Origin of the sequence: Pigmentiphaga daeguensis (genome assembly GCF_039523035.1) — a bacterium.
Classification (GTDB): domain Bacteria; phylum Pseudomonadota; class Gammaproteobacteria; order Burkholderiales; family Burkholderiaceae_B; genus Pigmentiphaga; species Pigmentiphaga daeguensis.
The window spans coordinates 40,408-66,392 of the sequence record NZ_BAAAEN010000011.1 but is presented as its reverse complement, the minus strand read 5'-3'; the positions used below and the strand labels follow the sequence as shown (position 1 = coordinate 66,392).

Sequence of the window (25,985 nt, the reverse complement as noted above, 5' to 3'; positions counted from 1 at the left end):
TTTATTTATGCAAGAAAGACCTTGGAAAATTGAATGGTATTCCCCACCGCCGATCGCATCCTGTTCTTCATCAAGACCCATGGGCCGGTCTCCACCGCCACCCTCGCCCGCAAGCTGGACCTGACCACCGAAGCCGCGCGCCAGCAAGTGCAGAAGCTCGTGGCGGCAGGCCTGGTCGAGGGCCGCCAGCAGCCCGCGGCGGGTGCCGGCCGGCCGCGCCAGGACTGGGTCCTGACCGAGGCGGGCAATCGTCGTTTTCCCGATACGCACGCCCAGTTGACGACGCAGTTGATCGACTCGATCCGGCAGTTGTTCGGCGAGGAAGGACTGGACCGCCTGATTGCCAAGCGCGAAGCCGAAGCCAGGGCCGCCTATGCGGCGGCGTGCGACGGCAAGAGCCTGGAGGAACGCCTGCGCCAGCTGGCGCAGGTCCGCTCCAACGAGGGCTACATGGCGAGAGTGGAACGCGACGGCGCCGACTGGCTGCTGGTGGAGGACCATTGCCCGATCTGCGCGGCGGCGCAGGCATGCCAGGGTTTCTGCCGCTCGGAACTGCAGTTGTTCCAGGAGATCGCGGGCAAGGACACGCAAGTGGCGCGCGAGCAGCACCTGCTGGCGGGAGGCGGCCGCTGCGTGTACCGCATCCACAAGGTGTAGGTGCCGCTTCGCGGCGGCGCCGCCCCCCAAGGGGGCCTTTTCATCCTGGCGACGGTCCGGCGATGAAAAAAGCCCCGCCTCTTGCGAAGCGGGGCCCGGATGGCGTGCGGCGAAGCCGGCCGCTTACTGCGCCGTCTTGACCTCGGCGGCGCGCAGGCGCACGTGCAGTTCGCGCAGCTGCTTCTCGTCCACCTCCGACGGCGCGCCGGTCAGCAGGCACTGGGCGCGCTGGGTCTTGGGGAAGGCGATCACGTCGCGGATGGACTCGGCGCCGGCCATCATCGTGACGATGCGGTCCAGGCCGAAGGCGATGCCGCCGTGCGGAGGCGCGCCGTATTGCAGCGCGTCCAGCAGGAAGCCGAACTTGACCTGGGCTTCCTCGGCATCGATCTTCAACGCGCGGAACACCTTGCTCTGCACTTCCTCGCGGTGGATACGAACCGAGCCGCCGCCGATTTCCCAGCCGTTCAGCACCATGTCGTAGGCCTTGGCCAGGCAGGCGCCGGGATCGGTTTCCAGCAGGTCCTCGTGGCCGTCCTTGGGCGAGGTGAAGGGATGGTGGGCGGCGGTGTAGCGCTGCTCTTCCTCGTCGTACTCGAACATCGGGAAGTCGACCACCCACAGCGGCCTCCAGTCGCCTTCCAGCAGGCCCTGCTTGCGGCCGAACTCGCTGTGCCCGATCTTCACGCGCAGCGCGCCGATCGAGTCGTTGACGATGCGGGCCTTGTCGGCGCCGAAGAACAGGATGTCGCCGTCCTGGGCGCCGCTGCGGCCCAGCAGTTCCTGCAGGGCGGCGTCATGGATGTTCTTGACGATGGGCGACTGCAGGCCTTCGCGGCCCTTGGCCAGTTCGTTGACCTTGATCCAGGCCAGGCCGCGGGCACCATAGATGCCGACGAACTGGGTGTAGGCGTCAATCTCGCTGCGGCTCAATTCCGCGCCGCCCGGCACGCGCAGGGCGACGACGCGGCCGCCCGCGCTGTTGGCGGCGCTGGCGAAGACCTTGAAGTCGACATCCTTCATGACGTCGGTCAGGTCGGTGAACTCGAGCTTGACGCGCAGGTCCGGCTTGTCGGAGCCGAAGCGGCCCATGGCCTCGCTCCACGGCATGACCGGGAACGGGTTGGCCAGTTCGACGCCCTTCACTTCCTTGAACACGTGACGGATCATGTTCTCGAAGATGTCGCGGATTTCCTGCTCGTTCAGGAACGAGGTCTCGCAGTCGATCTGCGTGAACTCGGGCTGGCGGTCGGCACGCAGGTCCTCGTCGCGGAAGCACTTGACGATCTGGTAGTAGCGGTCGAAGCCCGACACCATCAGCAGTTGCTTGAACAGCTGGGGCGATTGCGGCAGCGCGAAGAAATGGCCCGGGTTGACGCGCGAGGGCACCAGGTAGTCGCGCGCGCCTTCCGGCGTGCTCTTGGTGAGCATGGGCGTCTCGATGTCGATGAAGCCCAGGCCGTCCAGGTACTTGCGCGACTCGATCGCCACGCGATAGCGCAGCATCAGGTTCTGCTGCATCTGCGGGCGGCGCAGGTCCAGCACGCGGTGCGTCAGGCGGGTGGTCTCGGACAGGTTCTCGTCATCGAGCTGGAAGGGCGGCGTGACCGACGCGTTCAGGATCTCGATGTCGTGCGCCAGCACTTCGATCTCGCCCGACTTCAGCGCGGGGTTGGTCGTGCCCTCGGGGCGCTTGCGCACCAGGCCGGTGACGCGCACGCAGAATTCGTTGCGCAGGCGCTCGGCGATCTGGAAGGTGTCGGCGCGGTCGGGATCGCAGACGACCTGGGCCAGGCCTTCGCGATCGCGCAGGTCGATGAAGATGACGCCGCCATGGTCGCGGCGGCGGTGCACCCAGCCAAACAGGGTCACGGTTTGTCCCAGGTGCTCGGTCGAGACCTGGCCGGTATAGCAGGTACGCATGGAATCTCCGTCTAAATTGGTGTGTATCGATGCAGGGCCGGGCCGCGCACGCGCGCGCCGGACGTCCTTGGCGACGTCAATTGCCCCGCGCCGGGGAACCCGGCGCCACCACCCCCATCGATACGATGTACTTCAAGGCCGCATCCACAGACATGCCGAGCTCGACGATATCCGCGCGCGGCACCATCAAAAAGAAACCCGACGTCGGATTCGGCGTCGTCGGCACGTAAACGCTCACGCAGTCGGCGGGCAGGTGTTCGGCCACCTCGCCGCCGGGCGTCCCGGTCAGGAAGGCCAGCGTCCAGGATCCGGCGCGGGGATACTGCACCAGCACCGCCTTGCGGAAGGCCTGGCCATTGGGCGCCAGCACCGTGTCGCTGACCTGCTTGACCGAGTTGTAGATCGAACGCACCAGCGGGATGCGGCCCAGCAGGCCTTCCCAGACCTCGAGCAGCTTGCGCCCGAGCAGGTTGGCCGCGCCCATGCCCGTCAGCAGCACCACCAGGATCACCACCGCCAGGCCGAACCCGGGAATATGGGTGCCGAACAGCGACTCGGACGTGAGCACCGAGGGCACGACGGCCTCGAGCGTCGACACGACCAGGCCCAGCACCCACAAGGTGATGACCAGCGGGACCCAGATCAGCAAACCGGTGACGAAGTAGCGTTTGAACACGAAGGTTCCAGTAGGAGCGGACGGCGCCGCCAGCGCCGCGCCCCGGTCAGGTCGAGGCCGGCGTGCTCGGCGCCGGCGCGGCGGGCGTCGACGAAGTTCCCGAATCCGAGCCGGACGAAGCGCTTGCGGCGGACGAGCTGCTTTCCGTGGACGAGGCGGCTGGCGAGGCCGAGCCGCCGGACTTGCCGCCGCTGTTGTTGCGGAAATCGGTCACGTACCAGCCCGACCCCTTGAGCTGGAAGCCAGCCGCGGTCAATTGCTTGGAGAACGTGGACTGTCCGCATTGGGGACAGTCGGTCAACGGGGCATCGGACAGCTTCTGCAATACATCCTGCTGGTGTCCGCAGGCACTGCACTTGTAGGCGTAGATAGGCATCGCCAAGACTCCTCAGGCATACCGGTTCATCCCCACGTCAGCGGGGAACACTCAAAGAGCGGCCAAAGCTATCTGGACCGGCGGGCCGGACTTCGGGAAATTAATCAAAGCCTTGAATTTTAGCGATTTTTTGAGTATTTAGCGCGACGAGGTGGAAAAACGGCGCGGGCGGGAAATATCCCCCGTCCCTAGACCGGCAGCAGGAAGAAGACCGCCGCGATCGCCGTGGGCAGCGAGGCGCCCATCAGCAGCGCCACCGGCGTGATGGTCCCGCCCGGGAAAGAGCCCTTCAGGACCGCGAAACCGGCCGGATTGGGCGCGTTGGCGATGACCGTCAGCCCGCCGCCGGTGACGGCGCCCGCCACCAGCATGGTGCGCCATGCTTCCGAGGTGCCGTCCACCAGCGAGCCCAGGTAGGTCAGCGCCGCGTTGTCGGTGACGGCGGTCAGGGCGGTCGCCCCCCAGTACAGCACCAGCGGCGACATATCCGCCAGCAGGTCCTGCAGCCACCATTTCTGCAGGCCTCCCAGCACCACCAGCCCGGCCAGGAAGAAGCCCACCATCAGCCCTTCCTTGATCATCAGCGGACGCTGGTACTTCCGGTAGGCCTCGGTATAGCCGATGAACAGCAGGAACAGGCCCACGAACACCGCCGGATGGTGCGCGAACAGCACGACCGCGGCCAGGAAGGCCACGTGCACGGCCGTCACGGTGGCCGGCACCCGGCGTTCCTCGCCTCCCGGGCCGGACGCCGCCGGCGCGTGCGTCCGGACCAGCCGATGGAAGCAGAGCGTCACGATCAGCGCGTTCAGCACCACCGCGCATGCCGCGCGCCAGCCGAAATGGGCCAGCATGTAGGCGCTGTCCCAGCCGAAGGTGGACGCCACCATCAGCACGGGCGGCGCCGCGTAGGAGGTCAGGACGCCACCGATCGAGACGTTGACGAACAGCACGCCCAGGGTGAAGTACTTGAAGCGGGAGCTGTCGATGCGATGGAAACTGGTGTCGCGCAGCATGACCGCGGCCAGCGTCATGGCCGCCGGCTCGGTGATGAACGACCCCAGCAGCGGCACCACCGACAAGGTCAGGAAATAGACCGCGACCGACCGGCTGCCCGGCACCACCGCCGCGACGGCGCCCACCAGTTGCGTGACCAGGTTCAGGATCGGCCGGCTGGCGGCGATGACCATGATGGCGAACACGAACAGCGGCTCGGTGAAATTGCGCGTGTCCATGTACTCGACCGCCGCCCCGGCGCCCGCCAGGCCCGCCATCGCCACCAGCAGCACGAAGGCCCAGAATCCGAACACGGCCTCGACCTCGGACAGCATGTGCCAAAGCCCCGCATGCCGCCCCCCCTTGTGCGCCAGCGCGGCGAAGACGGGCACCGAGAACGTGTGGATGATCGCGATCGCGAACAGGACGGTGGCGATCAGCTCGATCGCACTGACGGAGGCAGGAGTCATTGCTGGTGGGCGTCTTAGACTGGCAAGGTGCCTGTGGAGTGTAGCCCACCCCCTACGCCCTTCGGGCGCCCCCTCAAGGGGGCGATGCGGGTGGACCGGCGGAGCCGGATCCACCGCATCCTGGGTCTAGTACCGCTGTCTTGGGTTGTCGTGCCGGTGCTTCGCTGGCTGTCAGCGGTAGCAATCGTGCTTCAGTCCACGATGGTTTCCCTAGAGCCAGGAAACCGCGGATCTGGCTCCGCCAGTCCGCCGGTTTCGCCCCCTCGGGACCCGGCGCCGGGCCGCCCCAAGGCGGGTCCCGGCCCCCTTGGGGGGCTGCCGCGTAGCGGCTGGGGGCCCACCATTCTGGGCGCGCGAAGCGCGTAGGGGGGGCCCCAATCACGTCCTCAACGTGCGGATGGTCTCGTCCAGGACTTGCGCCTGGTTCTGCAGCGACTCGGCCGACGCGACCGACTGCTGCACCGCGGCCGCCGATTCCTCGGAGTACTGGGCGATCTGCTCGACCCGGCTGGCGATCTGCTCGGACGCCGACTTCTGCTCCATCGCGGCGTTCGAGATGTCGGCGATGACCTCGGCGGTGCGGCCGGCGGCCTCGCGAATGCGGACCAGCACGTCGCCGGCCTGGCGGGCGCCTTCGGCCGAGCGCTGCATGTCGGCATTGACCTGGCGCATGGCGTCGGCGGCCAGCGCGGTCTGCTTCTGCACGGCGGCAATGACCTGGGCGATCTGGGAAGTCGAGGACTTCGTGCGCTCGGCCAGGCCCCGTACCTCGTCCGCCACCACCGAGAAGCCGCGCCCTTCCTCGCCGGCGCGGGCCGCCTCGATGGCGGCGTTCAGCGCCAGCAGGTTGGTCTGCTCGGCGATCTCCTGGATGGTCTTGACCACCGCCGAGATCTGGCGCGACGAGGCCTCCAGTTCCTGCACCACCTCGGCGGAACTGGCCACCTGGCTGGCCATCTTCTCGATCTCGGACACCGTCTGGGTCACGACCACCGCGCCTTCCTCGGCGGCCGTGCTGGACGTGCGCGAGAAGCTGTTGGCTTCGCGGGTGTTGTCGGCGATCTGGGAGATCGACACGGTCAGTTGCTCGACCGCGGCCGCGACGCCGCTGGCCGCCTCGGACTGCACCTCGGTACCCTTGCCGATCTGGTGCAGGGCCTGGAGCGTCTGGGTCGTGGCCGTGGCGACCTGCGACCCGGTCGAATTCATCTGCTGGGCCAGGTGGGCGATGCGCGCCCGCGTGGCGTTGATGCGGTCGGCCATGATGTGGATCTCGTTGCGCGATCCGCGCGGCCCCGCCGGCACGTCGCGCGTCAGGTCGCCATCGCCCAGCCGCCCGATTCCCTCGACCACGTCGCGCACCGGCCGCAGCGCGGTGGACATCTGGTAATAGGTCAGGAGGCCGGTCAGGAGGCCGCCCACGACCAGCAGCGCCACCATCAACCCGATCTGCCGGTACTGCGCCGCCATGAACTCGGCCTTGGGCCCGGTCGCCACCAGCGTCCAGCCCCAGTTGGGCACGGTCTGGAAGGCGACCAGCATGGTGGAGTCGTCGGTGGAACGCGTGGCTTCCAGGAAACCGCGGTCCTGGTCGACCATGTGGTAGTAGAAGGAGCGGTCGGCCTCGGCGGCCTCTTCGACCGTCTTGCCCTTGTAGAGCGGATGGACCAGGAACTCCGAGGTGCCGTTCATCCTGGGCGTCATCGCGAACATGGTGCCGTAGCCCGCCACCTGCGTTTTCTCGATGAACTCCAGCGCGCTGCCGACGTCGTCCGACAGGTCGACCTGGAGCGTGATGCCGCCGAAGATCTTGCCGGTATCGTCCTTGAGCGGCCGCACGTGTAGCGCGTACCAGCGCTTGTTGCGATAGACGATGTTGGTCGCGGCCTGTTGGGTATCCATGGTGGTCGCGACGAAATCGTCGGCCGGAATGGGCTGGCCGGTCATCGGCGAGCCGTCCGGCCCGCGCAGCAGCGTCGCGGCGCGGATCCACCGGTTGTTGTGGCGCACGACCAGTTCGGGCTCGGCACCGGTATAGCTGCGCATGCGCTGCAGGATCGCCGAGTTGCCGTTGAGCACGTTTTCCCCGGCGCGCACGGTCATGACCTCGCCGGCGACGCCGGTTTCGGTCATCGTGCCATCCGGCGACGGCAGTTCGCCCAGCATGCGCTGGAATACCAGCAGCTGGCGTTCGACCCGCCCGCGGGAGGACTCGAAAGAGGACACCAGGCTGGAATTGATCGAACCGAGCGCGTCCATCATCTCGCGCTCGACCGCCTCCTTGCCCGCTTGCAGTCCCTGCCAGGCCACGACGACGGCGGTCACCAGCGAGACGACGGCGCTGACGGAAAGCGCCAGCACCAGTACCTGCTTGGCCAGAGATCGCTGACCCAAGCCGAGAGACACAGCCATTGTTTACCCCAAACCGTTGTTGCCGGCTCGTACCGGTCGTTTCGTGCGCTCGCGTTCCCTTCGCGGGCGGGCGTGTCTGTGTTTACGGCAGCGGGGACCGGGAATTGAGCATTTTTTGCGGGAGTATTGCGGGCCGGCGTACCAGGGATATCCCGGTAGGCGGCATGGGAATGATTCCTGCGGAGCGAAGCGCTCGCCCTTCAAGGAGATCCTCATGTTCGCGCACAACAAACGCCTGCAATACACCGTCCGCGTCTCGGAATGCAACCCGGGCCTGGCCAACCTGATGCTGGAGCAGTTCGGCGGTCCGCAGGGAGAACTCGCGGCCGCGTGTCGCTATTTCACCCAGGGGCTGGCCGAGGACGATCCCGGCCGCAAGGACATGCTGCTGGACATCGCCACCGAGGAGCTGAGCCATCTCGAGGTGATCGGGACCATCGTCGCCATGCTCAACAAGGGCGCCAAGGGCAAGCTGGCCGAGGCGGCCGAGGAAACCGCGGAGCTCTACCGCTCCATCACCGGAGCGGGCAACGATTCCCACCTGACCCAGGTTCTCTACGGCGGCGGGCCGGCCCTGATCAACTCGGGCGGCGCCCCCTGGCATGCCGGCTACATCGACTCCATAGGCGAGCCCACCGCGGACCTGCGGTCGAACATCGCCGCCGAGGCCCGCGCCAAGATCATCTACGAGCGCCTGATCAACCTGACCGACGACCCGGGCGTCAAGAACGCGCTGCAATTCCTCATGACGCGGGAGGTCGCGCACCAGCAGTCCTTCGAGAAGGCCTTGTACGCGATCACGCCCAACTTCCCTCCCGGCAAGCTCCCGGGCGACCCCCACTTCACCAACGTGTATTTCAATATGTCGCAGGGCGAAGGCGACATGCGCGGCTCCTGGAACGACGACGGCCATTTCACCTACGTCTCCGAGCGCGAGGAACAGTGCGCGGTGGACGGGGGCGACGGCCAGCCGCAGGTAACGTTGACCGCGGATGAGCAAGCCGCGCTGGAGGATCTTGCCACCCGCACGGCCTCCGATCCGGAAGTGGATCCGACCACCGGGGCGGAACTGGGGTCGGAAGCCGGGCGCTGACACCCGGGCGGCGGCCCGGCCGCTAGCGTACCGTGGCCGCGGCGGGCGCCGCCCGCGGCGCGGGGCGGCCGGCGGCCCGCCCCACGCCCTCGTAGTGCAGGCCGCAGGACCTCACGTAGGCAGGATCGTACAGATTGCGGGCGTCGAATACGGCCCGCGCGCGCAGGGTCTGGGCAAGGCCGCGGAAATCGGGCGACTTGAATTCGCGCCATTCGGTCATGACCACGAGCGCGTCGGCGCCGCGGCACGCGGCGCGGGCATCGTCGGCGATGGAGAATCCGTCCTGCCCCAGGGCGCGCAGCGCGTTCGCACCGGCCACGGGGTCGTAGCCGCGCACCGAAGCGCCGGCGCGCAACAGACGTCCGATCAGGTCGATGGAGGGCGCCTCTCGGATGTCGTCGGTGGCCGGCTTGAAGGCCAGCCCCCATACCGCGATGGTGCGGCCGGCCAGGCGGCCCCGGAAAAAGCGTTCGAGTTTTTCGTACAACAGCGTCCGCTGGCGGAGGTTGACCGCCTGCACGCTGCCCAATATATCGGCCGCCGCGCCATACTCGTCGGCCAGCCGTATCAACGCGCGCACATCCTTGGGCAGGCAGGACCCGCCGTATCCCGCCCCGGCATACAGGAAGTCGTAGCCGATGCGGGGATCCGCGCCGGTGCCCCGACGCACCGATTCGATGTCGGCGTCGACTTTCTCGGCCAGGCAGGCGAGTTCGTTCATCAGCGAGATCCGGGCCGCCAGCATCGCGTTCGAGGCGTACTTGGTGAACTCGGCCGACCGGATGTCCATGCAGATGAGCCGGTCGTGGTTGCGGTTGTAGGGCGCGTAGAGCGCGCGCAGCAAGGCGCCGTCATCGTCGTCGGACGTGCCGATCACGATGCGGTCCGGCCGCTGGAAGTCCTCGACCGCGTGGCCTTCCTTCAGGAACTCCGGATTGGAGGCCACCCGCAATTCGCACGGCGCGCCGCGACGAGCCAGCTCGGCTTCGACGACTTCGCGCACGCGGTCGCACGTGCCCACCGGGACGGTGGACTTGACCACCACCAGCAGGTCGCGCGTGGCCGAGCGCGCGACGTCTCCCGCCGCCTGCAACACCTGGCCGATGTCCGCCGCGCCATCCTCCCTCGAGGGCGTACCCACCGCGATGAAGACGGCGTCGGCATCCGCCACGGCAGCCGGCAGGTCGTCGGTGAACACCAGCCTGCCCGCCGCCGCATTGCGCGCGACGAGCGTGTCCAGCCCGGGTTCATAGATGGGCAGGTGGCCGCCCCGCAGCAGATGCAGCCGGGCGGCGTCGCGATCCACGCAATGCACCCGGTTGCCCACGTCGGCCAGGCAGGCTCCGGTCACGAGTCCCACATAGCCGGCGCCGATGACGGCGAGATTCATGGCCTTGCTCCCTTTGGATATCGGTACCCCCATCCAGCAAGTTCCATTCCCCCGGCGAACGCCTCAATCTGGTTACACCTGTTCCCGCCGGCCGGTGGCAAGGTAGCCGCCATGAGCCCATCACTCTCTTCCCTGACCATCGTTTCCCCGCACCTGGACGATGCCGTGTTCAGCTGCGGCACGTTGCTCGAGCGGACACCCGGGGCCACGGTCGTCACCGTTTTCGCCGGAACGCCCCGGGACGCCCCGCTGACCGACTGGGATCGGCAATGCGGCTTCGCAAGCGCGCAAGCAGCCATGCAGGCGCGCCGGACCGAGGACGCCAAGGCGCTGGCGATGCTGGGCGCCAGCCCGGTATGGCTGGACCTGCTGGACGCGCAGTACGGCGGCGCCTATCGGCCGGAGGACATCGAGCAGCATCTCGCCCCCTGCCTGGACCGCCGGCGCGGCGGCATGGTGGCCGTGCCGCTGGGCCTGTTCCACTCCGATCATCAGGTGGTCCATGAGGCGTGCCTGCGCCTGCATGCGGGGCATCCGGAACTCGAGTGGCTGTGCTACGAGGACGCCTTGTACCGCCGACTGCCGGGCCTGCTGCAGGACCGCCTGGCCTCGCTGCTGCGATCGGGATGGCGGCTCACGCCGGTCATCGCGCCAACCTCCGCGTCAGGCGCCAAGGCGCGCGCCGTAAGGGCCTATGCGAGCCAGTTGCGCGCCTTCGGCGAAGGCGGCTACGAGGATACGGACCTGCCTGAACGACTCTGGAGGCTGGAGCGCCATGACATCGGCTGAACCCCGCGTCACCGTCGTGGTACTGACTCATGACAGGTGCGACGAAGTGCTGCGCACGGTCGGCGGACTGAGCGCACTGCCCGACAGGGTACGGCGGTGCGTGGTGGACAACGGCAGCCGGGACGGAAGCGCGGACGCGCTGCGCGCGGCCTTTCCCGGCGTGCACGTCATCGAGGCCGGCGGCAACCTGGGCGCCGCCGGGCGCAACCTGGGCGTACGGCGGGCCCGCACGCCCTACGTCGCGTTCTGCGACGACGACACCTGCTGGCAGCCTCATTCGCTGGACCTGGCCGCCGACATCCTGGACCGCCATCCGGACATCGCCGTGCTTTGCGCACAGGTACAGGTGGGTGACGACGGACGGCCCGATCCCGCATGCGAGCGCATGGCGCGCAGTCCGCTGCCGTCGCGCGGGATGCCGGGCAAGGCCCTGCTCGGCTTCCTGGCCGGTGCCGCCGTCATGCGGACCTGCGCCTTCCTCGAGACCGGGGGCTATCATCCCGCCTTCTTCATCGGGGCCGAGGAAGCGTTGATGGCCCTGGACTTCGCGGCGGCAGGCTGGCGCATGGTCTATTGCCCGCGCATCTTCACACGCCACTACCCATCTGCCCGGCGCGACGCTCCGCTGCGGCGGCAACTGCTGGCCCGCAACGAGATCTGGACGGCGTGGCTGCGCCTGCCCCTGGCCGAGGCAGGCCGTGAAACCCTGCGTATCCTGCGCGGCCTGCGGGGAACCGCCCGCCTTGGCGTTGCCTGGTCGGCGTTGCGGGGACTGCTGTGGATTCCCGGCCAGCGCCGGGTCGTTCCGCCGCAAGTCCTGGCCATGCGGCGGACGCTGGCGCACGATGCGCAGGCCGGCGCGGGCCCCGTGCCGCTGCCGGGCCGGCGCTCGGCCCCATCCTCGCGCGAACGCTGACGCTACCCGGATTCCCCGGGTATGCATATTGCTGTGGGCCGCGTTCCGGCGCGACCGCGCCGCCACGGGAGTCCGTCGTCCATGGCCCAGGACCCGAGCGCCAAGCCCCTCGTTCAACAACTCGCCCGCACGCTGGGGCCGCCCATATGGGCGGCGCGACGGCGGGTGCTCACGGCGCTTGCCCTGCTCATCCTGGCCAAGCTGGTCATGGTCGCGGTTCCCATGGTGCTCAAGAGCGTCGTGGACGAATTGAGCCAGCCCACCCATCCCCTGGTGCTGCCCGTCTTCCTGCTGCTGGCCTATGCGCTGCTGCGCTTCCTGGGCACCCTGTTCAACGAACTGCGAGACGTGGTGTTTTCGCCGGTGCTGCACCAGGTGGTGGCCGAGTTCAACGAGCGCACGTTCGCGCATCTGCACCGCCTGGGGCCGCGCTTCCACATCGCACGCCAGACAGGATCGCTGGCGCGCGACGTGGACCGCGGCTCGGCGGGAATCACGTTCCTGCTCGGCACCACGCTGTTCACCGTCGTGCCGACCCTGTTCGAGATCGGCGTGGTCGCGGTCGTCCTGTCCATCGGCTACGACATCTGGTTCACCGTCATCGTGGTGCTGGCGTTGCTGGGCTACGGCATCTTCACCTTCGCGCTGACCGAACGCCGGGCCGCGCTGCAGCGGGAGATGAACGTTGCGGATTCGGCCACCAGCGGACGCCTGGTCGATACCCTGCTGAACTACGAAACCGTCAAGTTCTACACCAACGAACGCTACGAGCTGGTGCGTTTTCGCAAGCTGCTGGAACGATGGCGCCAGGCGGGCGTGGCCAACCAGCACGCCCTGTCCGTGCTGCACGTCGGCCAGAGCGCCATCATCGCGATGGGCGTGGCCTCGGTCATGCTGCTGGCCGGCCGCGAGGTGGTCCTGGACCACATGACCGTGGGCAGCCTGGTTCTGGTGAATGCCTACATCATCCAGATCAGCCTGCCGCTCAATACGCTGGGCATGGTGTTCCGCCAGTCCAAGGACGCCATCATCAACGCGGAACGCCTGTTCGCGCTGCTGGACACGCCGCCCGAAGCGGACGAGGCGCGCCAGTTGCCGCCGCTGGATTTCAAGCGGGGCGAGGTACGGTTCGAATCGGTCGATTTCAGCTACGAGCCCGGCCGGCAGATACTCTGGAACGTGGACTTCCGGATCCCGCCCGGCGCGACGGTGGCCGTGGTGGGCGGCAGCGGCTCGGGGAAATCGACGCTGGCGCGACTGCTGTTCCGCTTCTACGAACCCGACACCGGCCGGATCACCATCGACGATCAGGACCTGGCCGGCGTCGACCAGAAGAGCCTGCGCGCCCATATCGGCATGGTGCCGCAGGACACCGCGCTGTTCAACGAGACCGTGGCCTACAACATCGCCTACGGACGGCCCGGCGCCTCGATGGCGGAAATCATCGAGGCGGCGCGGGCCGCGCGCATCCACGAGTTCATCAATGCCCTGCCCGCCCAGTACGACACGATGGTGGGCGAACGCGGCGTGAAGCTGTCCGGCGGCGAGCGCCAGCGCATCGCGATCGCCCGCGCGATCCTAAAGAATCCTCCCATTCTCATCTTCGACGAGGCGACCTCGGCGCTGGACACCATGGCCGAACGCGCCATCCAGACCGAGCTCGCGCAGCTCTCGCGCGACCGGACCACGCTCATCATCGCCCACCGGCTGTCCACCGTGGTCGATGCCGACGAGATCCTGGTGCTGGACCAGGGCCGCATCGTCGAGCGGGGTACGCACGAAGCCTTGCTGGCCGGCCAGGGCATGTATGCCCAGATGTGGAACCTGCAACTCAAACAGAGCGAGCTGGAACGCACCAGCCGCCAGCTCAGCAGGCAGCCCGTCAACATGGTGGCGCTGGTCGCCAGCGTGCTGGACGGCCTGCGTCCGCTGATCGAGGAACGCGCCATCGAGCTCTACACCTTCATGGGATCCCATCCCTATCGGGTCACCGGCGACCCCAGCACCTTGCAGCAAGTCGTGTCCGAGCTTTGCATGAACGCCATCGCCGTCAGCCCCCCTGGCGGCCGCATGGAACTGCGGCTGGATACGACGGACGGCAACGCGCAGTTGTCCATCACCGACGGGCGCGATGACGAGGCCATCGTCGCACTGGAGCACGGCGCCGCGCCGCCGCCCTTGCCGCCGGACGGCTCGGCGGTCTTCGACCCCATGCACATCCGGGCGGTGGTCGAGGGCCAGGGCGGCAAGCTCACGACGCACGCCGTCCGCACCGGCCGGGGCGAGACGCGGGTGCTCAGCCTGCCCCTGCGCGCAGTCGCCGAGGAAACGCCCCCCGCGCACGGCAAGGCGGGCGAGGTCTTGCTGGACGGCATCACAGTGATGGCGGTCGATGACCAGGCCGAGGTGCTGGAGCAGATCGGCGCCGTGCTGGAGACCTACCGCGCGAAGGTCCTGCCCATGGACTCCGGCCGCGCCGCCCTGTCGTACCTGGAACGCACCCCTTCGGAACAATGGCCGGACGTACTGTTGTGCGACCTGTCGCTGGGCGACGAGGACGGCCACCAGGTCCTGCAGGAGATCCGGGCCCTCGAATCCCGGCGCTCGATCTCGCTGCCGGACCTCATGCCGGCCGTCGCGCTGACCGGGCGCACCCAGCCCATGGACCGCATGCGCGCGCTGCTGGCGGGATTCCAGGTTCACCTGGCCAAGCCCGTGAACCCCGACGAACTGGCCGCCACGGTCGCCACGCTGGCGCGCGACCACGCCCGGCCCGCTCCCCCGCCCGGCCCGGCCGCCTGAGCTTGTCCGACATTCCCACGACAGAGGAGTATCCCCATGAACGGCAATCCCTTCCTGGCCTCGGCCCCCACGGTGTCCGCGCCGAGCTTCTACGCGGACAGGCAGGCCGCGGCGCAGGCCGTCCGCATGGCGATGCCGATGATCGAAGCCGCGATGCGCGATCCCCACGTCGGCGACAGCGGCTTTCTTTATCTCGTCATCATGGACCCGGCCAGTTGTCCCGATCGCGACCAGTTCGAAGAAGCCATCCTCTACGAGCACGCGGTGGGCGACCCGGAGCAGTGGGACGCCGACTATGCCGCCTTCGCGCGCGGCAAGGCCCGGATCAGCTGGCGCACGGGACTCGAAAGCCATCTCGTGCAGACCGCCTATCCGCACCTGTTGCAGAAGAACGACTCCACGCTGTGGGGCACCGCGTGCCTGGACGGCTACGTGGTCGCGTCCAGCGGCGTCAACCCTTGGTACGACGAAGCCTTCGCGATGACGGTCGCGGCCTGCCTGCGGGCGATCGTCAAGGGCCGCGCGCTGTCGGAGTCCCGAGGACTGGTCCTGTAGGCAAACCCGGCAAGAAGTTCACGCTTGTGTAGACCTTACTGGTGAAGCCGGGAGCCCCATGGGCACTGGAGCCGCTTCTCGGGCCGGGAACGGAAGATGCCATGGCTGCCCCTGTAGTTGTGCTGATCAACGAAAGGGACATCACCATGCGCACCATCGCCCTCGTCAGTGAACATGCTTCCCCGCTGGCTCCTCCCGGCAGCGTGGACAGCGGCGGCCAGAACATCTATGTCGCCCACCTGGCGCGCGAACTCGCGGCCCAGGGCAACCGGGTCGACGTATTCACCCGCCAGGACGATCCCTCGCTCCCCCGCACGCTGGCCTGGCAGCCCGGCGTGCGGGTCATCCATGTTCCCGCCGGACCGGCGCGCCCGATCCCCAAGGAAGCGCTGCTGCCATACATGGGGCACTTCTCGGAGTTCCTGCTTCACTACTTCCGCAACAACTGGCCAATCTACGACGTCGTCCACGCCAATTTCTTCATGTCCGGGCTGGCGGCCCTGCCGGTCACGCGGGAATTCGGCGTGCCGCTGGTCATGACCTTCCATGCGCTGGACCGCGTGCGCCGCAAGCATCAGGGCAGTGCCGACCAGTTTCCCGCGGAACGCTATGCCATCGAGCTCGAGCTCGTGCGCCGGGCCGAGAAGCTGATCGCCGAATGCCCGCAGGACCTGGAAGACCTGGTCGAGCACTATGCCGCCGACCCGGCGAAGATAGACATCATTCCCTGCGGCTTCGACGCCACCGAGCTCGCCCCCATGGACCGGACCGCCGCGCGCATGGCCCTGGGATGGGAGCCGGGACGGTTCACGCTGCTCCAGCTCGGCCGCATGGTGCCGCGCAAGGGCGTGGACAACGTCATCCGCGCACTTGCCATCCTGCGCCGCCGCCATGGCGTGGACGCCGTCCTGCGCGTGGTGGGAGGCGACGCGGTGCGGCCCGACGACCTGGCCACGCCCGAACTGGGACGGCTGCGCGGCATCGCGGACGAGGAAGGCGTGAGCGAGGCGGTGCACTTCTGCGGAAGGTGCGACCGCGACCGCCTGTCGATGTTCTACGGAGCCTGCGACGTGTTCGTCACCACGCCCTGGTACGAGCCCTTCGGCATCACGCCGGTCGAGGCCATGGCCTGCGCGCGGCCGGTGGTGGGCGCCGCGGTGGGCGGCATACGGTCGACCGTCATCGATGGCAAGACCGGCTATCTCGTCCCGCCCCGCGACCCCGAGGCGCTGGCCGAACGCCTGGCCTTTCTGGCGCGGCACGAACAGACCGCCAGGCGATTGGGGCGCAATGGCCTGCGGCGCGCACAGAAGATGTTCACCTGGACCTTCGTTGCCCGCGACATGCTGCGCGCCTACGCCGGCCTGACCCAGGCGCCGACCGCGTCCCGCCGCATGCGGCGGGAACCCATGGCCGAGCCCGCGCTGGCCGCCAAATGACTTCAAGGAGAAATGCATGACATCCCGGACACCTACGAACATGGCGGGCAGGACGGTACTGGTGACAGGCGGCGGCCAGGGGCTGGGCGCGGCGATATGCCAGGAACTCGCCGCCGACGGAGCCCATGTGCTGATCGGCGACATCGACGAGGGCAAGGCCCATGCGATGGCCCGGCGCATCGGCGCGCACACCGACGCGATCGGTTTCGACGTGGGCAACGAAAGCGACGTGCGGGCGGCCATCGATCGCGCGATTTCGCGCTTCGGCCACCTGGATGCCGTGGTCAACAATGCCGCGATCGACCTGACCGTCCCCATAGACGAGCTGGGATTGGCGGACTGGGAGCGCATCCTGCGCACCAACCTGACCGGCCCCTTCCTGGTGTCCCGGCACGCGTGCGCCCACATGAAGGAACGCGGGCATGGCCATATCGTCAATATCGCCTCGACGGCGTCCAAGCGCGCCTGGCCCAACGCCGCCGTGTACCACGCCACCAAATGGGGCCTGCTGGGCCTGTCGCATGCGCTGCACGCCGAGCTTCGCCCCCAGGGCATCAAGGTCTCGGCGGTGGTCGCCGGCGGCATGCGCACGCCTTTCCTGCTGGACCGCTTTCCCGACATCGACGCGGGCACGCTCCAGGATCCGGCCAACGTGGCGCGCACCGTGCGCTTCGTCCTGCTGCAACCCGATGAAACCGTCATACCGGAGGTGATGGTACTGCCGATGCGAGAAACGTCATGGCCTTGAAACCGGCGGTATTCCTGGACAAGGACGGCACGCTGCTGGTGAACGACGCCTACAACGTCGATCCCGCGCGGATGCGGCTGGATGAAGGCGTGGAAGCGGGGCTGCGCCGCCTGGGTAGCACGGGCGCCCCGATGGTCGTCATCACGAACCAGCCGGGCGTCGCGCTGGGACTGTTCGAGGAAGAGGCGCTGATCGGCGTGCATCTCCAGCTCGCCCGCATGTTCGAGAACGCCCATGCGAGGCTGCACGGATTCTATTACTGCCCCCACCTGGCACGCGGGGTGCGCCGCCCCTACGCCCTGCCCTGCACCTGCCGCAAGCCCCAGCCCGGACTGCTGCGCCAGGCCGCGCGCGACCTGGACCTGGACCTGGAACGCTCCTGGTTCATCGGCGACATCCTGGACGACGTGGAGGCCGGCCGGCGCGCCGGCTGCCGCACCGTGTTGCTGAACAACGGCCACGAGACCGAATGGGTGCGCGGCCCGTTCCGCGAGCCCGACTACATCGTGGACGGATTCGAACAGGCCGCGGCCATCGTGGCGGTGGCGCTGCGCGCCAGGGAGGTGGCATGAACGCGGCCATTCATGGCGACGACGTCGCGCAGCGCCTGGACGAGGACACGGCCCGCGCGGATTGGGACCGGGCGGCGAACGTCCTGTGTGTCCGGCTGGACAACCTGGGCGACGTGCTGATGACCACACCGGCGGTACGTGCCCTGAAGGGCGCCACGGCCGGCCGGCGTATCACGCTGCTGTGCTCGCCGGCGGGCGCGCGCCTGGCCCCCTACCTGCCCAGCGTGGATGCGGCGATCGCCTACGACGCGCCCTGGGTGAAGAACCTGCGCACCGCCAACCCCGCCCCCGACCTGGCGATGATCGAACGATTGCGCGCCGGGAACTTCGATGCGGCGGTGATCTTCACGGTCTATAGCCAGAGCGCGCTGCCCGCGGCCCTGATGTGCAGGCTGGCCGGCATCCCTCGCATCCTGGCCCACGCGCGCGAGAACCCCTACCGGCTGGTCACGCAGTGGGTCAAGGACGACGCCCCCATGGACGGCGGGCGCCATGAAACCCGCCGGCAACTCGATCTGGTGGCATCGATCGGCGTGCGCCCGGCCGCCGAAGGACTGGAGTTCGCCGTGCGGCCGGCCGACCGCGAGACCATGCGGGGAAAGCTTGCCGCGCGCGGCATCGCCGACGTGGCCTCGTGCATCGTGGTCCATCCGGGCGCCAGCGCGCCCTCGCGGCGCTATCCGCCCGAGTTGTTCGCGCAGGTCGTCCGCGAATTGTCCGCCGCCGCTCCCGTCGTCTTGACCGGGGATGCCGGCGAACGGCCGCTGGCCGGGCACGTCAACGTCCTGGCGGGCGGACGCGCGACCGACATGTCGGGCGAGCTGGGCCTGGGGGAACTGGGCGCGCTATTGGCCGACGCGGCGGTACTGGTATCGAACAACAGCGGACCCGTGCACCTGGCCGCGGCCGTCGGCACGCCGGTGGCCGACCTGTATGCGCTGACCAATCCCCAGCACGCGCCCTGGGGGGTCGAGCATCGGCTGCTGAATCGCGACGTGCCGTGCAAGTACTGCTACCGCAGCGTCTGCCCGGAAGGCCATCACGCCTGCCTGACGGGCGTCGACCCCGCGGCCGTCGTCCAGGCAGCGCACGAACTGCTGGCGTGGCGGCGTCACTCCCCCGCCGCCACACAGGCCGCCTGAACACCTTTCAAGGAGTCCGTCCATGTACACACTGGGAATCAACGCGGTCTACCACGACTGTTCCGCCACGCTGGTCCGCGACGGCGTGGTGCTGGCGGCGGCGGAAGAGGAGCGGTTCTCCCGCGTCAAGCATGGCAAGCGCCCGCTGCCGTTCACGACATGGCAACTGCCCTTCCACGCCATCGACTACTGCCTGGCGCAGGCGGGCATCGACATCCACCAGGTCGACCACTTCGCCTACTCGTACGACCCGTCCCTGCTGCTGCAGGAGCAGGCCGCGGACGGCCACATCACCCTGCCGCTGGAGCCCTCGCGCAGCGGCAGCCCCACGGCCACGAGTTCTCCTTGGGACCCCCTGTTCCTGTCCTACGTGGTCAACGCGCCGCGGCAACTGGCCGACGGCGCCCCGCATCACCTGCAGGAACGCTTTCGCGGAGCCACGTCCGGCGACATCCAGCGCCGCTGGCACTTCGTCGAGCACCACCTGGCGCACGAGGCCAGCGCCTTCCTGGCCGCTCCCTTCGACGATACCGCGGTCCTGACGATGGACGGCCGGGGCGAGCGCGCAACCACCAGCTACGGGCACTACGTCGACGGCAGCTACCGCCGGATCAAGCAGATCGATCTTCCCCACTCGCTGGGCCTGCTCTACGAGGAAGTCACCCGCCATCTCGGATTCCTGCATTCTTCCGACGAATACAAGGTGATGGCGCTGGCTTCCTTCGGCCAACCGCGCCATGCGGATTTCTTCGAGGAGGTCATGCGCGTGGGCGACGATGGCGGCTATACGGTATCGCCGCTGTCGCTGGCGCAGCGCTTCGGTCCGGCGCGACTGCGCGGCGGCCCCCTGGAGCAGCACCACTACGATCTGGCCCGGTCGCTGCAGTTCGCGCTGGAACAGACGGTCGAGCGCATGGCACGGTGGCTGCATCGCGAGACGGGCTCGCCCAATCTCTGCATGGCCGGCGGCGTGGCGCTGAACTGCGTCATGAACGCGCGCCTGCGCGAACGCGGCCCCTTTCGCGAGGTCTGGGTGCAACCCGCCGCGGGTGATTCCGGCACGTCCCTGGGCGCCGCGCTATGGGTGGACAGCCAGCAGCGCCCGGGACAAGGCCGCAGCTGGACCATGGATCATGCCTTCCTCGGGCCGGCGTTCGACGATGACGAGATCGAGGCGTTCCTGCAACGCTCGAAGCTGCGCTACCGCAAGCCGGCGGACATCGCCGAGGCCACCGCGGAGCTGCTGGCCCAGGACAAGATCATAGGGTGGTTCCAGGGCCGCATGGAATTCGGTCCCCGGGCCCTGGGCGCCCGGTCCATCCTGGCCTCGCCCATCTCCCCGGACATGCAATCCCGGCTCAACGAGATCAAGGACCGCGAGGATTTCCGCCCGGTGGCGCCGGTCGTCATGGAAGAACGCGCGCGAGAATGGTTCGCCACGTCCCGCCCGGGCCCCATCGTCGCGCCCTTCATGCTGTTCGTCTTCGACGTGCTGGCGGACAAGGCCGACCGCATCCCGGCCGTGCGCCACACCGACGGAACCGCCCGGGTGCAGACGGTGCGGCGCGAACAGCATCCCGCGTACTACGACCTGATCGCGGCGTTCGAGCGGCGCACGGGGGTGCCCGTGCTGGTGAACACCTCCTTCAATACCCGCGGGGAACCGGTCGTGTGCTCGCCGCGCGATGCGATCGAATGCTTCTGGACTTCCCCGCTCGATGCCCTGGCCATCGGCTCCTTCCTGCTGGAGAAAACGGCATGAACGGCATTTCGGACTTGTTGGTGTCGGTGGTCGTGCCGACATATCGCCGGCCCGACATGCTGCAACGCTGCCTGCGGGCGCTGACGTGGCAGGACATCGATCCCCGCCGCTTCGAGATACTGGTGGTCGACGATGGGCCCGATCGCCACACCCGGCGCGTGGTGGAGACGCTCGCGCGGGAACACGCCCCACGTGGACTGACCGTGCGCTATCTCGAGGCGGAAGGCACGCAGGGGCCGTCGGGGGCGCGCAACCGGGGCTGGGAACAGGCGCGCGCGGCGGTCGTCGCCTTCACCGACGACGACACGATTCCCACCCCGTCCTGGCTGCGCCATGGCCTGGACGCGATGACGGACGGGGTCGATGCCGTGGTGGGCCGGATACGCGTACCGCTGCCGGACAGGCCGCGCGATCACGAACGGGATACGGGAGGACTGGAACGGGCGGAATTCGCCACGGCCAACTGCCTGGTGCGCAAGCGCGCGCTCGTCGCCGTCGGCGGCTTCGACGAACGGTTCACGCTGGCCTGGCGGGAGGACTCCGACCTGCAATTCATGTTGCTGGCGCGCGGGCATCGCATCGCCAGGGCCGAGGACGCCATCGTCCTGCATCCCGTCAGGCCCGCTCCCATCGGCATCAGCGTGGGCCAGCAGCGCAAGGTGTTCTTCGATGCCCTTCTCTACAAGAAACATCCGTCGCTCTACCGCTCCCGCATACGTCGCCGGCCGCCCTGGAATTACTTCGCCATCGTCGCCGGCGCACTGGCCACCGTCACGGGCGCGGCGGCCGGTCTCGCCTGGCTCGCGTGGGGCGGACTGGCGATCTGGTCGGCCCTGACGCTGCATTTCTGCATCGCGCGGCTGCGCGGCGCGTCGCTCGCGCCGTCGCACGTGATCGAGATGCTGGTCACGTCGGTGCTCATTCCCCCGCTTTCGCTATTCTGGAGATTGCGCGGGGCCTGGCATTTCAAGGCGAGGTTCCTATGACGGGCGTACCCGGCTCCCATCCGCTGTGGCAGCCCGAACCCGGCCGCATCGCCGTGTTCCGCGCGCTGCAACTGGGCGACATGCTGTGCACCGTGCCGGCGTTGCGGGCCTTGCGCGCGCGCTTTCCCCGGGCCCGCATCACCCTGATCGGCCTGGCCGGCGCAAAGGCGTTCCAGCAACGCTTCGCCAACTATGTCGATGAACTGGCCCCCTTTCCGGGAATGGAAGGAATGCCGGAACAGCCGTTCCGCGAGGAGGCGTTGCCTGCCTTCTTCGACTGGGCCCGGGCGCAGCGCTTCGACGTCGCCCTGCAATTGCACGGCAGCGGCCGCCTGACCAACGACATCGTTCGCCGCCTGGGAGCGGCGCGCATCGCCGGCTTCCAGCCCGGACAGGCGCGCGATTCCGAACGCGACGCCTGGTGGCTGGCCTGGCCCGACCACCTGCCCGAAGTCGAACGCTATCTGGCGCTGATGCGGTTCCTGGACATTCCCTGCCCCGACGCCACGCTGGAGTTCCCGTTGACGGACGAAGACCGCGATTCGGCCGCCATGCTGGCCGGGCAGGAAGGACTCAGGCCGGGCCGCACGGTGCTCGTCCACCCCGGCGCCCGCCTGTCGTCGCGCCGTTGGCCGGCCGAACGCTATGCCGCCGTGGCCTCCGCGATCGCCCGGACAGGCTTCGACGTGGCGTTGACGGGAACCGACGAAGAACGCCCCCTGACGCGCCAGGTGGCCCGGCTGGCCAGCGAGCCGTTGCGCGACCTGACCGGCCGCACGGGCCTGGGCACGCTGGCGGCGATGCTCGAACGCAGCCGCCTGCTGGTCTGCAACGATACCGGCGTCTCCCATGTGGCGGCGGCGATGCGCACCCCCAGCGTGGTGATCGCCAGCGGCAGCGACGTACATCGCTGGGCGCCGGCCGACCGCTCGCGGCACGTGGTGCTCTGGCACCACGTCGCCTGCCGGCCCTGCGCCTTCCCCGACTGTCCGATCGGCCACCCGTGCGCGCTCGGAGTCAAGGCCTCGGACGTGATCCTCCAGGCCGAACGCATGCTTTGCAAGGAGCCCACTCATGCCTGAAACCCTCGCGCGGCCACTGCGCATCCTGACCTGGCACGTACACGGCAACTATCTTTACTACCTGACACAGGTGCCGCACGAATTCCATGTCGTCATCCGCCCCGAGGGCGGCCCCGGCTACGCGCCGCTGGGCCCCGGACTGCCCTGGGGCCGCAACGTCCACGAGATTTCCGCGGACAAGGTGCGCGACATGCGCTTCGACTGCGTGCTCTACCAGTCCAAGCAGGCCTACCTGGAGGACAGGGAGCAACTGCTGTCGGCCGCGCAGCGCCAGTTGCCCCAGATCTATCTGGAGCACGACCCGCCGCAGCTGCATCCGACCAACACGGTGCACTGGTTCCAGGAGCCGCGCGGAACCCTGGTGCACGTCACGCCGTTCAATGCCCTGATGTGGGATAGCGGCTGCACTCCCATGCGGGTGGTCGAGCATGGCGTGCGGCTTCCGCCCGACGTCGAGTACCAGGGCACGACGCCGCGCGGGATCGTCGTCGTGAACCACCTGAAACGGCGCGGCCGTCGCCTGGGGGCCGATGTCTTCGATGCCCTGCGTGCGCGCGTTCCGCTGGACCTGGCCGGCATGGATGCGCAGTCGCTGGGCGGCCTGGGCGAAGTGCCCAACCTGGAGCTGCCGGCGCTCATGGCCCGCTATCGGTTCTTCTTCAATCCCATACGCTATACCAGCCTGGGCCTGGCGGTGGTGGAAGCCATGATGGCCGGCGTTCCCGTCGTCGGCCTGGCCACCACGGAGATGAGCACGGTGATCGAGAACGGCGTCAACGGCTACGTGGACACGCGCCTGGACTGCCTGGCCGATGTCATGCACGAGCTGCTGGCCGATCCCGAACTGGCGCGCGCCTGGGGCCAGGAGGCGCGCCTGCGCGCCTTGCAGCGCTTCGGCATCGACCGCTTCGTGCGCGACTGGATGGACGTCTTCGCACAAGCGACCCACACGGCCGCCGAGCACGTCGACCAACCCGAGGAGATGTCATCATGAACCCGCGCCTGCCACGCCGCGTCGTCGTCACCGGAGGCGCCGGCTTCCTGGGATCGCACCTGTGCACCCGCCTGATCGAGGCCGGGCACGAAGTCCTGTGCGTCGACAATTTCTATACCGGCACCAAGGCCAACATCGCGCACCTGATCGGCCACCCCTCGTTCGAGCTGCTGCGCCACGACATCACCTTCCCGCTCTACATCGAGGCCGACGAGATCTACAACCTCGCCTGCCCGGCCTCGCCGGTGCACTACCAGCACGACCCCGTGCAGACCACCAAGACTTGCGTGCACGGCTCCATCAACATGCTGGGCCTGGCCCGGAGGCTGAACGCCCGTATCCTGCAGGCGTCGACCAGCGAGGTGTACGGCGACCCCGACCGCCATCCCCAGCGCGAGGACTATTGGGGCCACGTCAACCCCAACGGGATACGCGCCTGCTACGACGAAGGCAAGCGATGCGCGGAGACACTGTTCGCCGATTACCAGCGCCAGTATGGACTGCAGGTCAAGATCGCCCGCATCTTCAATACCTACGGTCCCCGCATGCGGCCCGACGATGGACGCGTGGTATCCAATCTCATCATGCAGGCGCTTGCAGGCGAGCCCATGACCGTCTATGGCGACGGCGGGCAGACACGGTCATTCTGCTACGTGGACGACCTGATCGACGGCCTGGTGCGCCTGATGAACAGCCCCGATGATTTCCACGGGCCGGTCAATCTGGGCAACACCCACGAAACCACGGTGCTCGATATCGCGCGCACGATCCGCGGCCTGGCCGGCTCGGCTTCGGACATCGAACTGCGGCCGCTGCCCCAGGACGATCCGGTCAGGCGCTGCCCCGACATCGATCTCGCCCGCCGCATGCTGGGATGGGAGCCGGCTACGCCCCTGGAAGAAGGACTGCGCCGCACCCTGGCCTATTTCCGGGAGCATTTCTTCCAGCACGGCGCCATTCCCGCCGCCGACGTTGTAACCAGCCTTGCTCATGCAGCCGCCAGCCCGCCCTAGGATTTACAATCCGCCGGCAGGCATGCCGGCGCCCTGCCGTGCAGTGCCATCCCACGCGTGGCCATATATGCCGGGAGGGGCTATGAGACTGGCCGACTTCATCGACGCGAACCTGGACCTGCTTCTAAGCGACTGGCGCGCGTTCGCCCGGCAACTGGACCTGCGGCGAACGGCCGTATCCGAGCACGCCTTGCAGACCTCGGCCCGGTCGCTGCTGCGGCAGCTTGCCGCGGACCTGCGGGCCCAGCCCCACGAGCCCTCCGCCGGACACCGGCCGTCCGGCGCCACCCGCCTGGCGCACGTCCATGCCCGCAACCGGCTGCGGGCCGGCTTTACCCTGACCGAGATGGTGTCGGAGTTCTGCGCGTTGCGTGCCAACATCCTGGAACGATGGGCGCGCGAAAACGGTGAAATGGACGCCCAAGCCCACGACGACCTGGTTCGCTTCAACCAGGCGCTGGACCAGGCGCTGAAGGAATCGATCTCCCGCTATTCAGCGGGCCTCGAGCGGGCGCGCGATCTGTTCGTCGGCATTCTCGCCCACGACTTGCGGACGCCGCTGGGCGCCATCGCCATGTCCGCGCAGGCGCTCATGCTCGCCGACGAACTGCCCGGCCGGTGCCGGGAAGCCGCCACGCGCATCGGACACAGCGGCTCGCGCATGCAGCGCATGATCGACGACCTGCTGGACTTTACCCGTACCCGCCTGGGCAGTCCGCTGCCGCTGGCGCTCTCGAACGCCAACCTGGAAGACATCTGCACGCGCGCCCTGGACGAGATCCGGGCCATCCATCCCGAGCAGACTTTTCTGCTGGAATGCCACGGACGGCTTGCCGGCCGCTGGGACGCCAATCGCCTCGCCCAGCTGCTGGCCAACCTGCTGGGCAACGCGGTCCAGCATGGCTACGCCGGCCGCCCGGTCGCGCTGCGGGTGCGCCGCGACGAGGGCTGCGTGATCGCCGAAGTCCATAACGAGGGAGCGCCGATCCCGCCTCACATGCGGCACCAGATCTTCGACCCGCTGATGCGAGGACAGCGTCCCGGCACCGAGCGACGCCGTACGGGGCTGGGGCTCGGCCTGTACATCGCCCGGCAGATCGCGGTGGCACACCGGGGCACGCTGACCGTCGCCTCGTCCGAATCGGGCACCACCTTCACCTTATGGCTGCCCGACGATCCGTCCCCGGACTGA

The 25,985-nt window shown here is 68.4% G+C and carries 22 protein-coding genes; 16 read left to right on the top strand and 6 right to left on the bottom strand.

Translation table 11 applies throughout. The annotated features are described in order from the left end of the window. Positions 1-33: 33 nt before the first annotated feature. Positions 34-657 (top strand): helix-turn-helix transcriptional regulator, encoded by a 624-nt coding sequence (locus ABD104_RS15245; RefSeq protein ID WP_087837564.1) that lies wholly within the window; start codon positions 34-36, stop codon positions 655-657. A gap of 123 nt (positions 658-780) precedes the next feature. Here the strand turns inward: ABD104_RS15245 and aspS are convergent, their stop codons facing one another. From aspS to ABD104_RS15220, 5 genes are all read right to left on the bottom strand, one after another. Next, positions 781-2,580: an aspartate--tRNA ligase gene (gene aspS, locus ABD104_RS15240; protein ID WP_087837563.1), complete on the bottom strand. Its 1,800-nt coding sequence runs from the start codon at positions 2,578-2,580 to the stop codon at positions 781-783. Between the two features lie 76 nt (positions 2,581-2,656). Beyond that, entirely contained in the window at positions 2,657-3,256 is a 600-nt protein-coding gene (locus tag ABD104_RS15235) for a DUF502 domain-containing protein (RefSeq protein WP_087837562.1), read from the bottom strand. Positions 3,257-3,302: 46 nt separating this feature from the next. Continuing rightward, positions 3,303-3,632 (bottom strand): FmdB family zinc ribbon protein, encoded by a 330-nt coding sequence (locus ABD104_RS15230; RefSeq protein ID WP_087837561.1) that lies wholly within the window; start codon positions 3,630-3,632, stop codon positions 3,303-3,305. Between the two features lie 188 nt (positions 3,633-3,820). Next, on the bottom strand, positions 3,821-5,098 hold the full coding sequence (locus tag ABD104_RS15225; protein ID WP_087837560.1) for a putative Na+/H+ antiporter: 1,278 nt from the start codon (positions 5,096-5,098) through the stop codon (positions 3,821-3,823). 378 nt (positions 5,099-5,476) lie between these two features. Beyond that, positions 5,477-7,510 carry a methyl-accepting chemotaxis protein gene (locus tag ABD104_RS15220; RefSeq protein WP_087837559.1) on the bottom strand — a complete coding sequence of 678 codons (2,034 nt, stop codon included), beginning with the start codon at positions 7,508-7,510 and terminating at the stop codon, positions 5,477-5,479. A gap of 214 nt (positions 7,511-7,724) precedes the next feature. Between ABD104_RS15220 and ABD104_RS15215 the strand changes: the two genes are divergently transcribed. Beyond that, entirely contained in the window at positions 7,725-8,603 is an 879-nt protein-coding gene (locus tag ABD104_RS15215; RefSeq protein ID WP_087837558.1) for a manganese catalase family protein, read from the top strand. Between the two features lie 22 nt (positions 8,604-8,625). Here ABD104_RS15215 and ABD104_RS15210 read toward each other — a convergent pair whose 3' ends face one another. After that, on the bottom strand, positions 8,626-9,993 hold the full coding sequence (locus ABD104_RS15210; protein ID WP_132979066.1) for a UDP-glucose dehydrogenase family protein: 1,368 nt from the start codon (positions 9,991-9,993) through the stop codon (positions 8,626-8,628). 111 nt (positions 9,994-10,104) lie between these two features. Between ABD104_RS15210 and ABD104_RS15205 the strand changes: the two genes are divergently transcribed. The 14 genes from ABD104_RS15205 to ABD104_RS15140 all read left to right on the top strand — a co-directional run bounded on the left by ABD104_RS15205 (position 10,105) and on the right by ABD104_RS15140 (position 25,985). Beyond that, positions 10,105-10,782: a PIG-L deacetylase family protein gene (locus tag ABD104_RS15205; protein WP_165963021.1), complete on the top strand. Its 678-nt coding sequence runs from the start codon at positions 10,105-10,107 to the stop codon at positions 10,780-10,782. Next, positions 10,769-11,698 (top strand): glycosyltransferase family 2 protein, encoded by a 930-nt coding sequence (locus ABD104_RS15200; protein WP_343927763.1) that lies wholly within the window; start codon positions 10,769-10,771, stop codon positions 11,696-11,698. Before ABD104_RS15205 ends, ABD104_RS15200 begins: the two co-directional genes overlap by 14 nt. Before the next feature lie 81 nt (positions 11,699-11,779). Beyond that, entirely contained in the window at positions 11,780-14,500 is a 2,721-nt protein-coding gene (locus ABD104_RS15195; RefSeq protein WP_279819613.1) for an ATP-binding cassette domain-containing protein, read from the top strand. A gap of 36 nt (positions 14,501-14,536) precedes the next feature. Beyond that, positions 14,537-15,055 (top strand): hypothetical protein, encoded by a 519-nt coding sequence (locus tag ABD104_RS15190; RefSeq protein WP_087837554.1) that lies wholly within the window; start codon positions 14,537-14,539, stop codon positions 15,053-15,055. Between the two features lie 146 nt (positions 15,056-15,201). After that, positions 15,202-16,494 (top strand): glycosyltransferase, encoded by a 1,293-nt coding sequence (locus ABD104_RS15185; RefSeq protein WP_087837660.1) that lies wholly within the window; start codon positions 15,202-15,204, stop codon positions 16,492-16,494. Positions 16,495-16,510: 16 nt separating this feature from the next. Next, positions 16,511-17,242, top strand: coding sequence for an SDR family oxidoreductase (locus ABD104_RS15180; protein ID WP_087837553.1), 732 nt, complete (start codon positions 16,511-16,513; stop codon positions 17,240-17,242). Further along, positions 17,233-17,814, top strand: a complete 582-nt coding sequence (locus ABD104_RS15175; RefSeq protein ID WP_087837552.1) for a D-glycero-alpha-D-manno-heptose-1,7-bisphosphate 7-phosphatase — start codon at positions 17,233-17,235, stop codon at positions 17,812-17,814. The genes ABD104_RS15180 and ABD104_RS15175 overlap by 10 nt, the downstream gene beginning before the upstream one ends. Next, positions 17,811-18,956 carry a glycosyltransferase family 9 protein gene (locus ABD104_RS15170; protein ID WP_087837551.1) on the top strand — a complete coding sequence of 382 codons (1,146 nt, stop codon included), beginning with the start codon at positions 17,811-17,813 and terminating at the stop codon, positions 18,954-18,956. The genes ABD104_RS15175 and ABD104_RS15170 overlap by 4 nt, the downstream gene beginning before the upstream one ends. A 22-nt stretch (positions 18,957-18,978) precedes the next feature. Continuing rightward, positions 18,979-20,718: a carbamoyltransferase family protein gene (locus ABD104_RS15165; protein ID WP_343927762.1), complete on the top strand. Its 1,740-nt coding sequence runs from the start codon at positions 18,979-18,981 to the stop codon at positions 20,716-20,718. Beyond that, positions 20,715-21,704, top strand: coding sequence for a glycosyltransferase family 2 protein (locus ABD104_RS15160; RefSeq protein ID WP_254914556.1), 990 nt, complete (start codon positions 20,715-20,717; stop codon positions 21,702-21,704). The genes ABD104_RS15165 and ABD104_RS15160 overlap by 4 nt, the downstream gene beginning before the upstream one ends. After that, positions 21,701-22,786, top strand: coding sequence for a glycosyltransferase family 9 protein (locus ABD104_RS15155; protein ID WP_338617521.1), 1,086 nt, complete (start codon positions 21,701-21,703; stop codon positions 22,784-22,786). The genes ABD104_RS15160 and ABD104_RS15155 overlap by 4 nt, the downstream gene beginning before the upstream one ends. Beyond that, positions 22,779-23,780, top strand: a complete 1,002-nt coding sequence (locus ABD104_RS15150; protein WP_343927761.1) for a glycosyltransferase family 4 protein — start codon at positions 22,779-22,781, stop codon at positions 23,778-23,780. Before ABD104_RS15155 ends, ABD104_RS15150 begins: the two co-directional genes overlap by 8 nt. Continuing rightward, positions 23,777-24,793: a UDP-glucuronic acid decarboxylase family protein gene (locus ABD104_RS15145; RefSeq protein ID WP_343927760.1), complete on the top strand. Its 1,017-nt coding sequence runs from the start codon at positions 23,777-23,779 to the stop codon at positions 24,791-24,793. Before ABD104_RS15150 ends, ABD104_RS15145 begins: the two co-directional genes overlap by 4 nt. 82 nt (positions 24,794-24,875) lie before the next feature. Further along, a complete protein-coding gene (locus ABD104_RS15140) occupies positions 24,876-25,985 on the top strand; it encodes a sensor histidine kinase (RefSeq protein ID WP_176400663.1) in 1,110 nt (369 codons plus the stop codon).

Excerpts from the sequence above, each read along its gene's own strand:
- ABD104_RS15245 (WP_087837564.1), top strand. The coding sequence starts at position 34 with ATGGTATTCCCCACCGCCGATCGCATCCTGTTCTTCATCAAGACCCAT.
- aspS (WP_087837563.1), bottom strand. The coding sequence starts at position 2,580 with ATGCGTACCTGCTATACCGGCCAGGTCTCGACCGAGCACCTGGGACAA.
- ABD104_RS15230 (WP_087837561.1), bottom strand. The coding sequence starts at position 3,632 with ATGCCTATCTACGCCTACAAGTGCAGTGCCTGCGGACACCAGCAGGAT.
- ABD104_RS15225 (WP_087837560.1), bottom strand. The coding sequence starts at position 5,098 with ATGACTCCTGCCTCCGTCAGTGCGATCGAGCTGATCGCCACCGTCCTG.
- ABD104_RS15220 (WP_087837559.1), bottom strand. The coding sequence starts at position 7,510 with ATGGCTGTGTCTCTCGGCTTGGGTCAGCGATCTCTGGCCAAGCAGGTA.
- ABD104_RS15215 (WP_087837558.1), top strand. The coding sequence starts at position 7,725 with ATGTTCGCGCACAACAAACGCCTGCAATACACCGTCCGCGTCTCGGAA.
- ABD104_RS15210 (WP_132979066.1), bottom strand. The coding sequence starts at position 9,993 with ATGAATCTCGCCGTCATCGGCGCCGGCTATGTGGGACTCGTGACCGGA.
- ABD104_RS15205 (WP_165963021.1), top strand. The coding sequence starts at position 10,105 with ATGAGCCCATCACTCTCTTCCCTGACCATCGTTTCCCCGCACCTGGAC.
- ABD104_RS15200 (WP_343927763.1), top strand. The coding sequence starts at position 10,769 with ATGACATCGGCTGAACCCCGCGTCACCGTCGTGGTACTGACTCATGAC.
- ABD104_RS15195 (WP_279819613.1), top strand. The coding sequence starts at position 11,780 with ATGGCCCAGGACCCGAGCGCCAAGCCCCTCGTTCAACAACTCGCCCGC.
- ABD104_RS15190 (WP_087837554.1), top strand. The coding sequence starts at position 14,537 with ATGAACGGCAATCCCTTCCTGGCCTCGGCCCCCACGGTGTCCGCGCCG.
- ABD104_RS15185 (WP_087837660.1), top strand. The coding sequence starts at position 15,202 with ATGCGCACCATCGCCCTCGTCAGTGAACATGCTTCCCCGCTGGCTCCT.
- ABD104_RS15180 (WP_087837553.1), top strand. The coding sequence starts at position 16,511 with ATGACATCCCGGACACCTACGAACATGGCGGGCAGGACGGTACTGGTG.
- ABD104_RS15175 (WP_087837552.1), top strand. The coding sequence starts at position 17,233 with ATGGCCTTGAAACCGGCGGTATTCCTGGACAAGGACGGCACGCTGCTG.
- ABD104_RS15170 (WP_087837551.1), top strand. The coding sequence starts at position 17,811 with ATGAACGCGGCCATTCATGGCGACGACGTCGCGCAGCGCCTGGACGAG.
- ABD104_RS15165 (WP_343927762.1), top strand. The coding sequence starts at position 18,979 with ATGTACACACTGGGAATCAACGCGGTCTACCACGACTGTTCCGCCACG.
- ABD104_RS15160 (WP_254914556.1), top strand. The coding sequence starts at position 20,715 with ATGAACGGCATTTCGGACTTGTTGGTGTCGGTGGTCGTGCCGACATAT.
- ABD104_RS15155 (WP_338617521.1), top strand. The coding sequence starts at position 21,701 with ATGACGGGCGTACCCGGCTCCCATCCGCTGTGGCAGCCCGAACCCGGC.
- ABD104_RS15150 (WP_343927761.1), top strand. The coding sequence starts at position 22,779 with ATGCCTGAAACCCTCGCGCGGCCACTGCGCATCCTGACCTGGCACGTA.
- ABD104_RS15145 (WP_343927760.1), top strand. The coding sequence starts at position 23,777 with ATGAACCCGCGCCTGCCACGCCGCGTCGTCGTCACCGGAGGCGCCGGC.
- ABD104_RS15140 (WP_176400663.1), top strand. The coding sequence starts at position 24,876 with ATGAGACTGGCCGACTTCATCGACGCGAACCTGGACCTGCTTCTAAGC.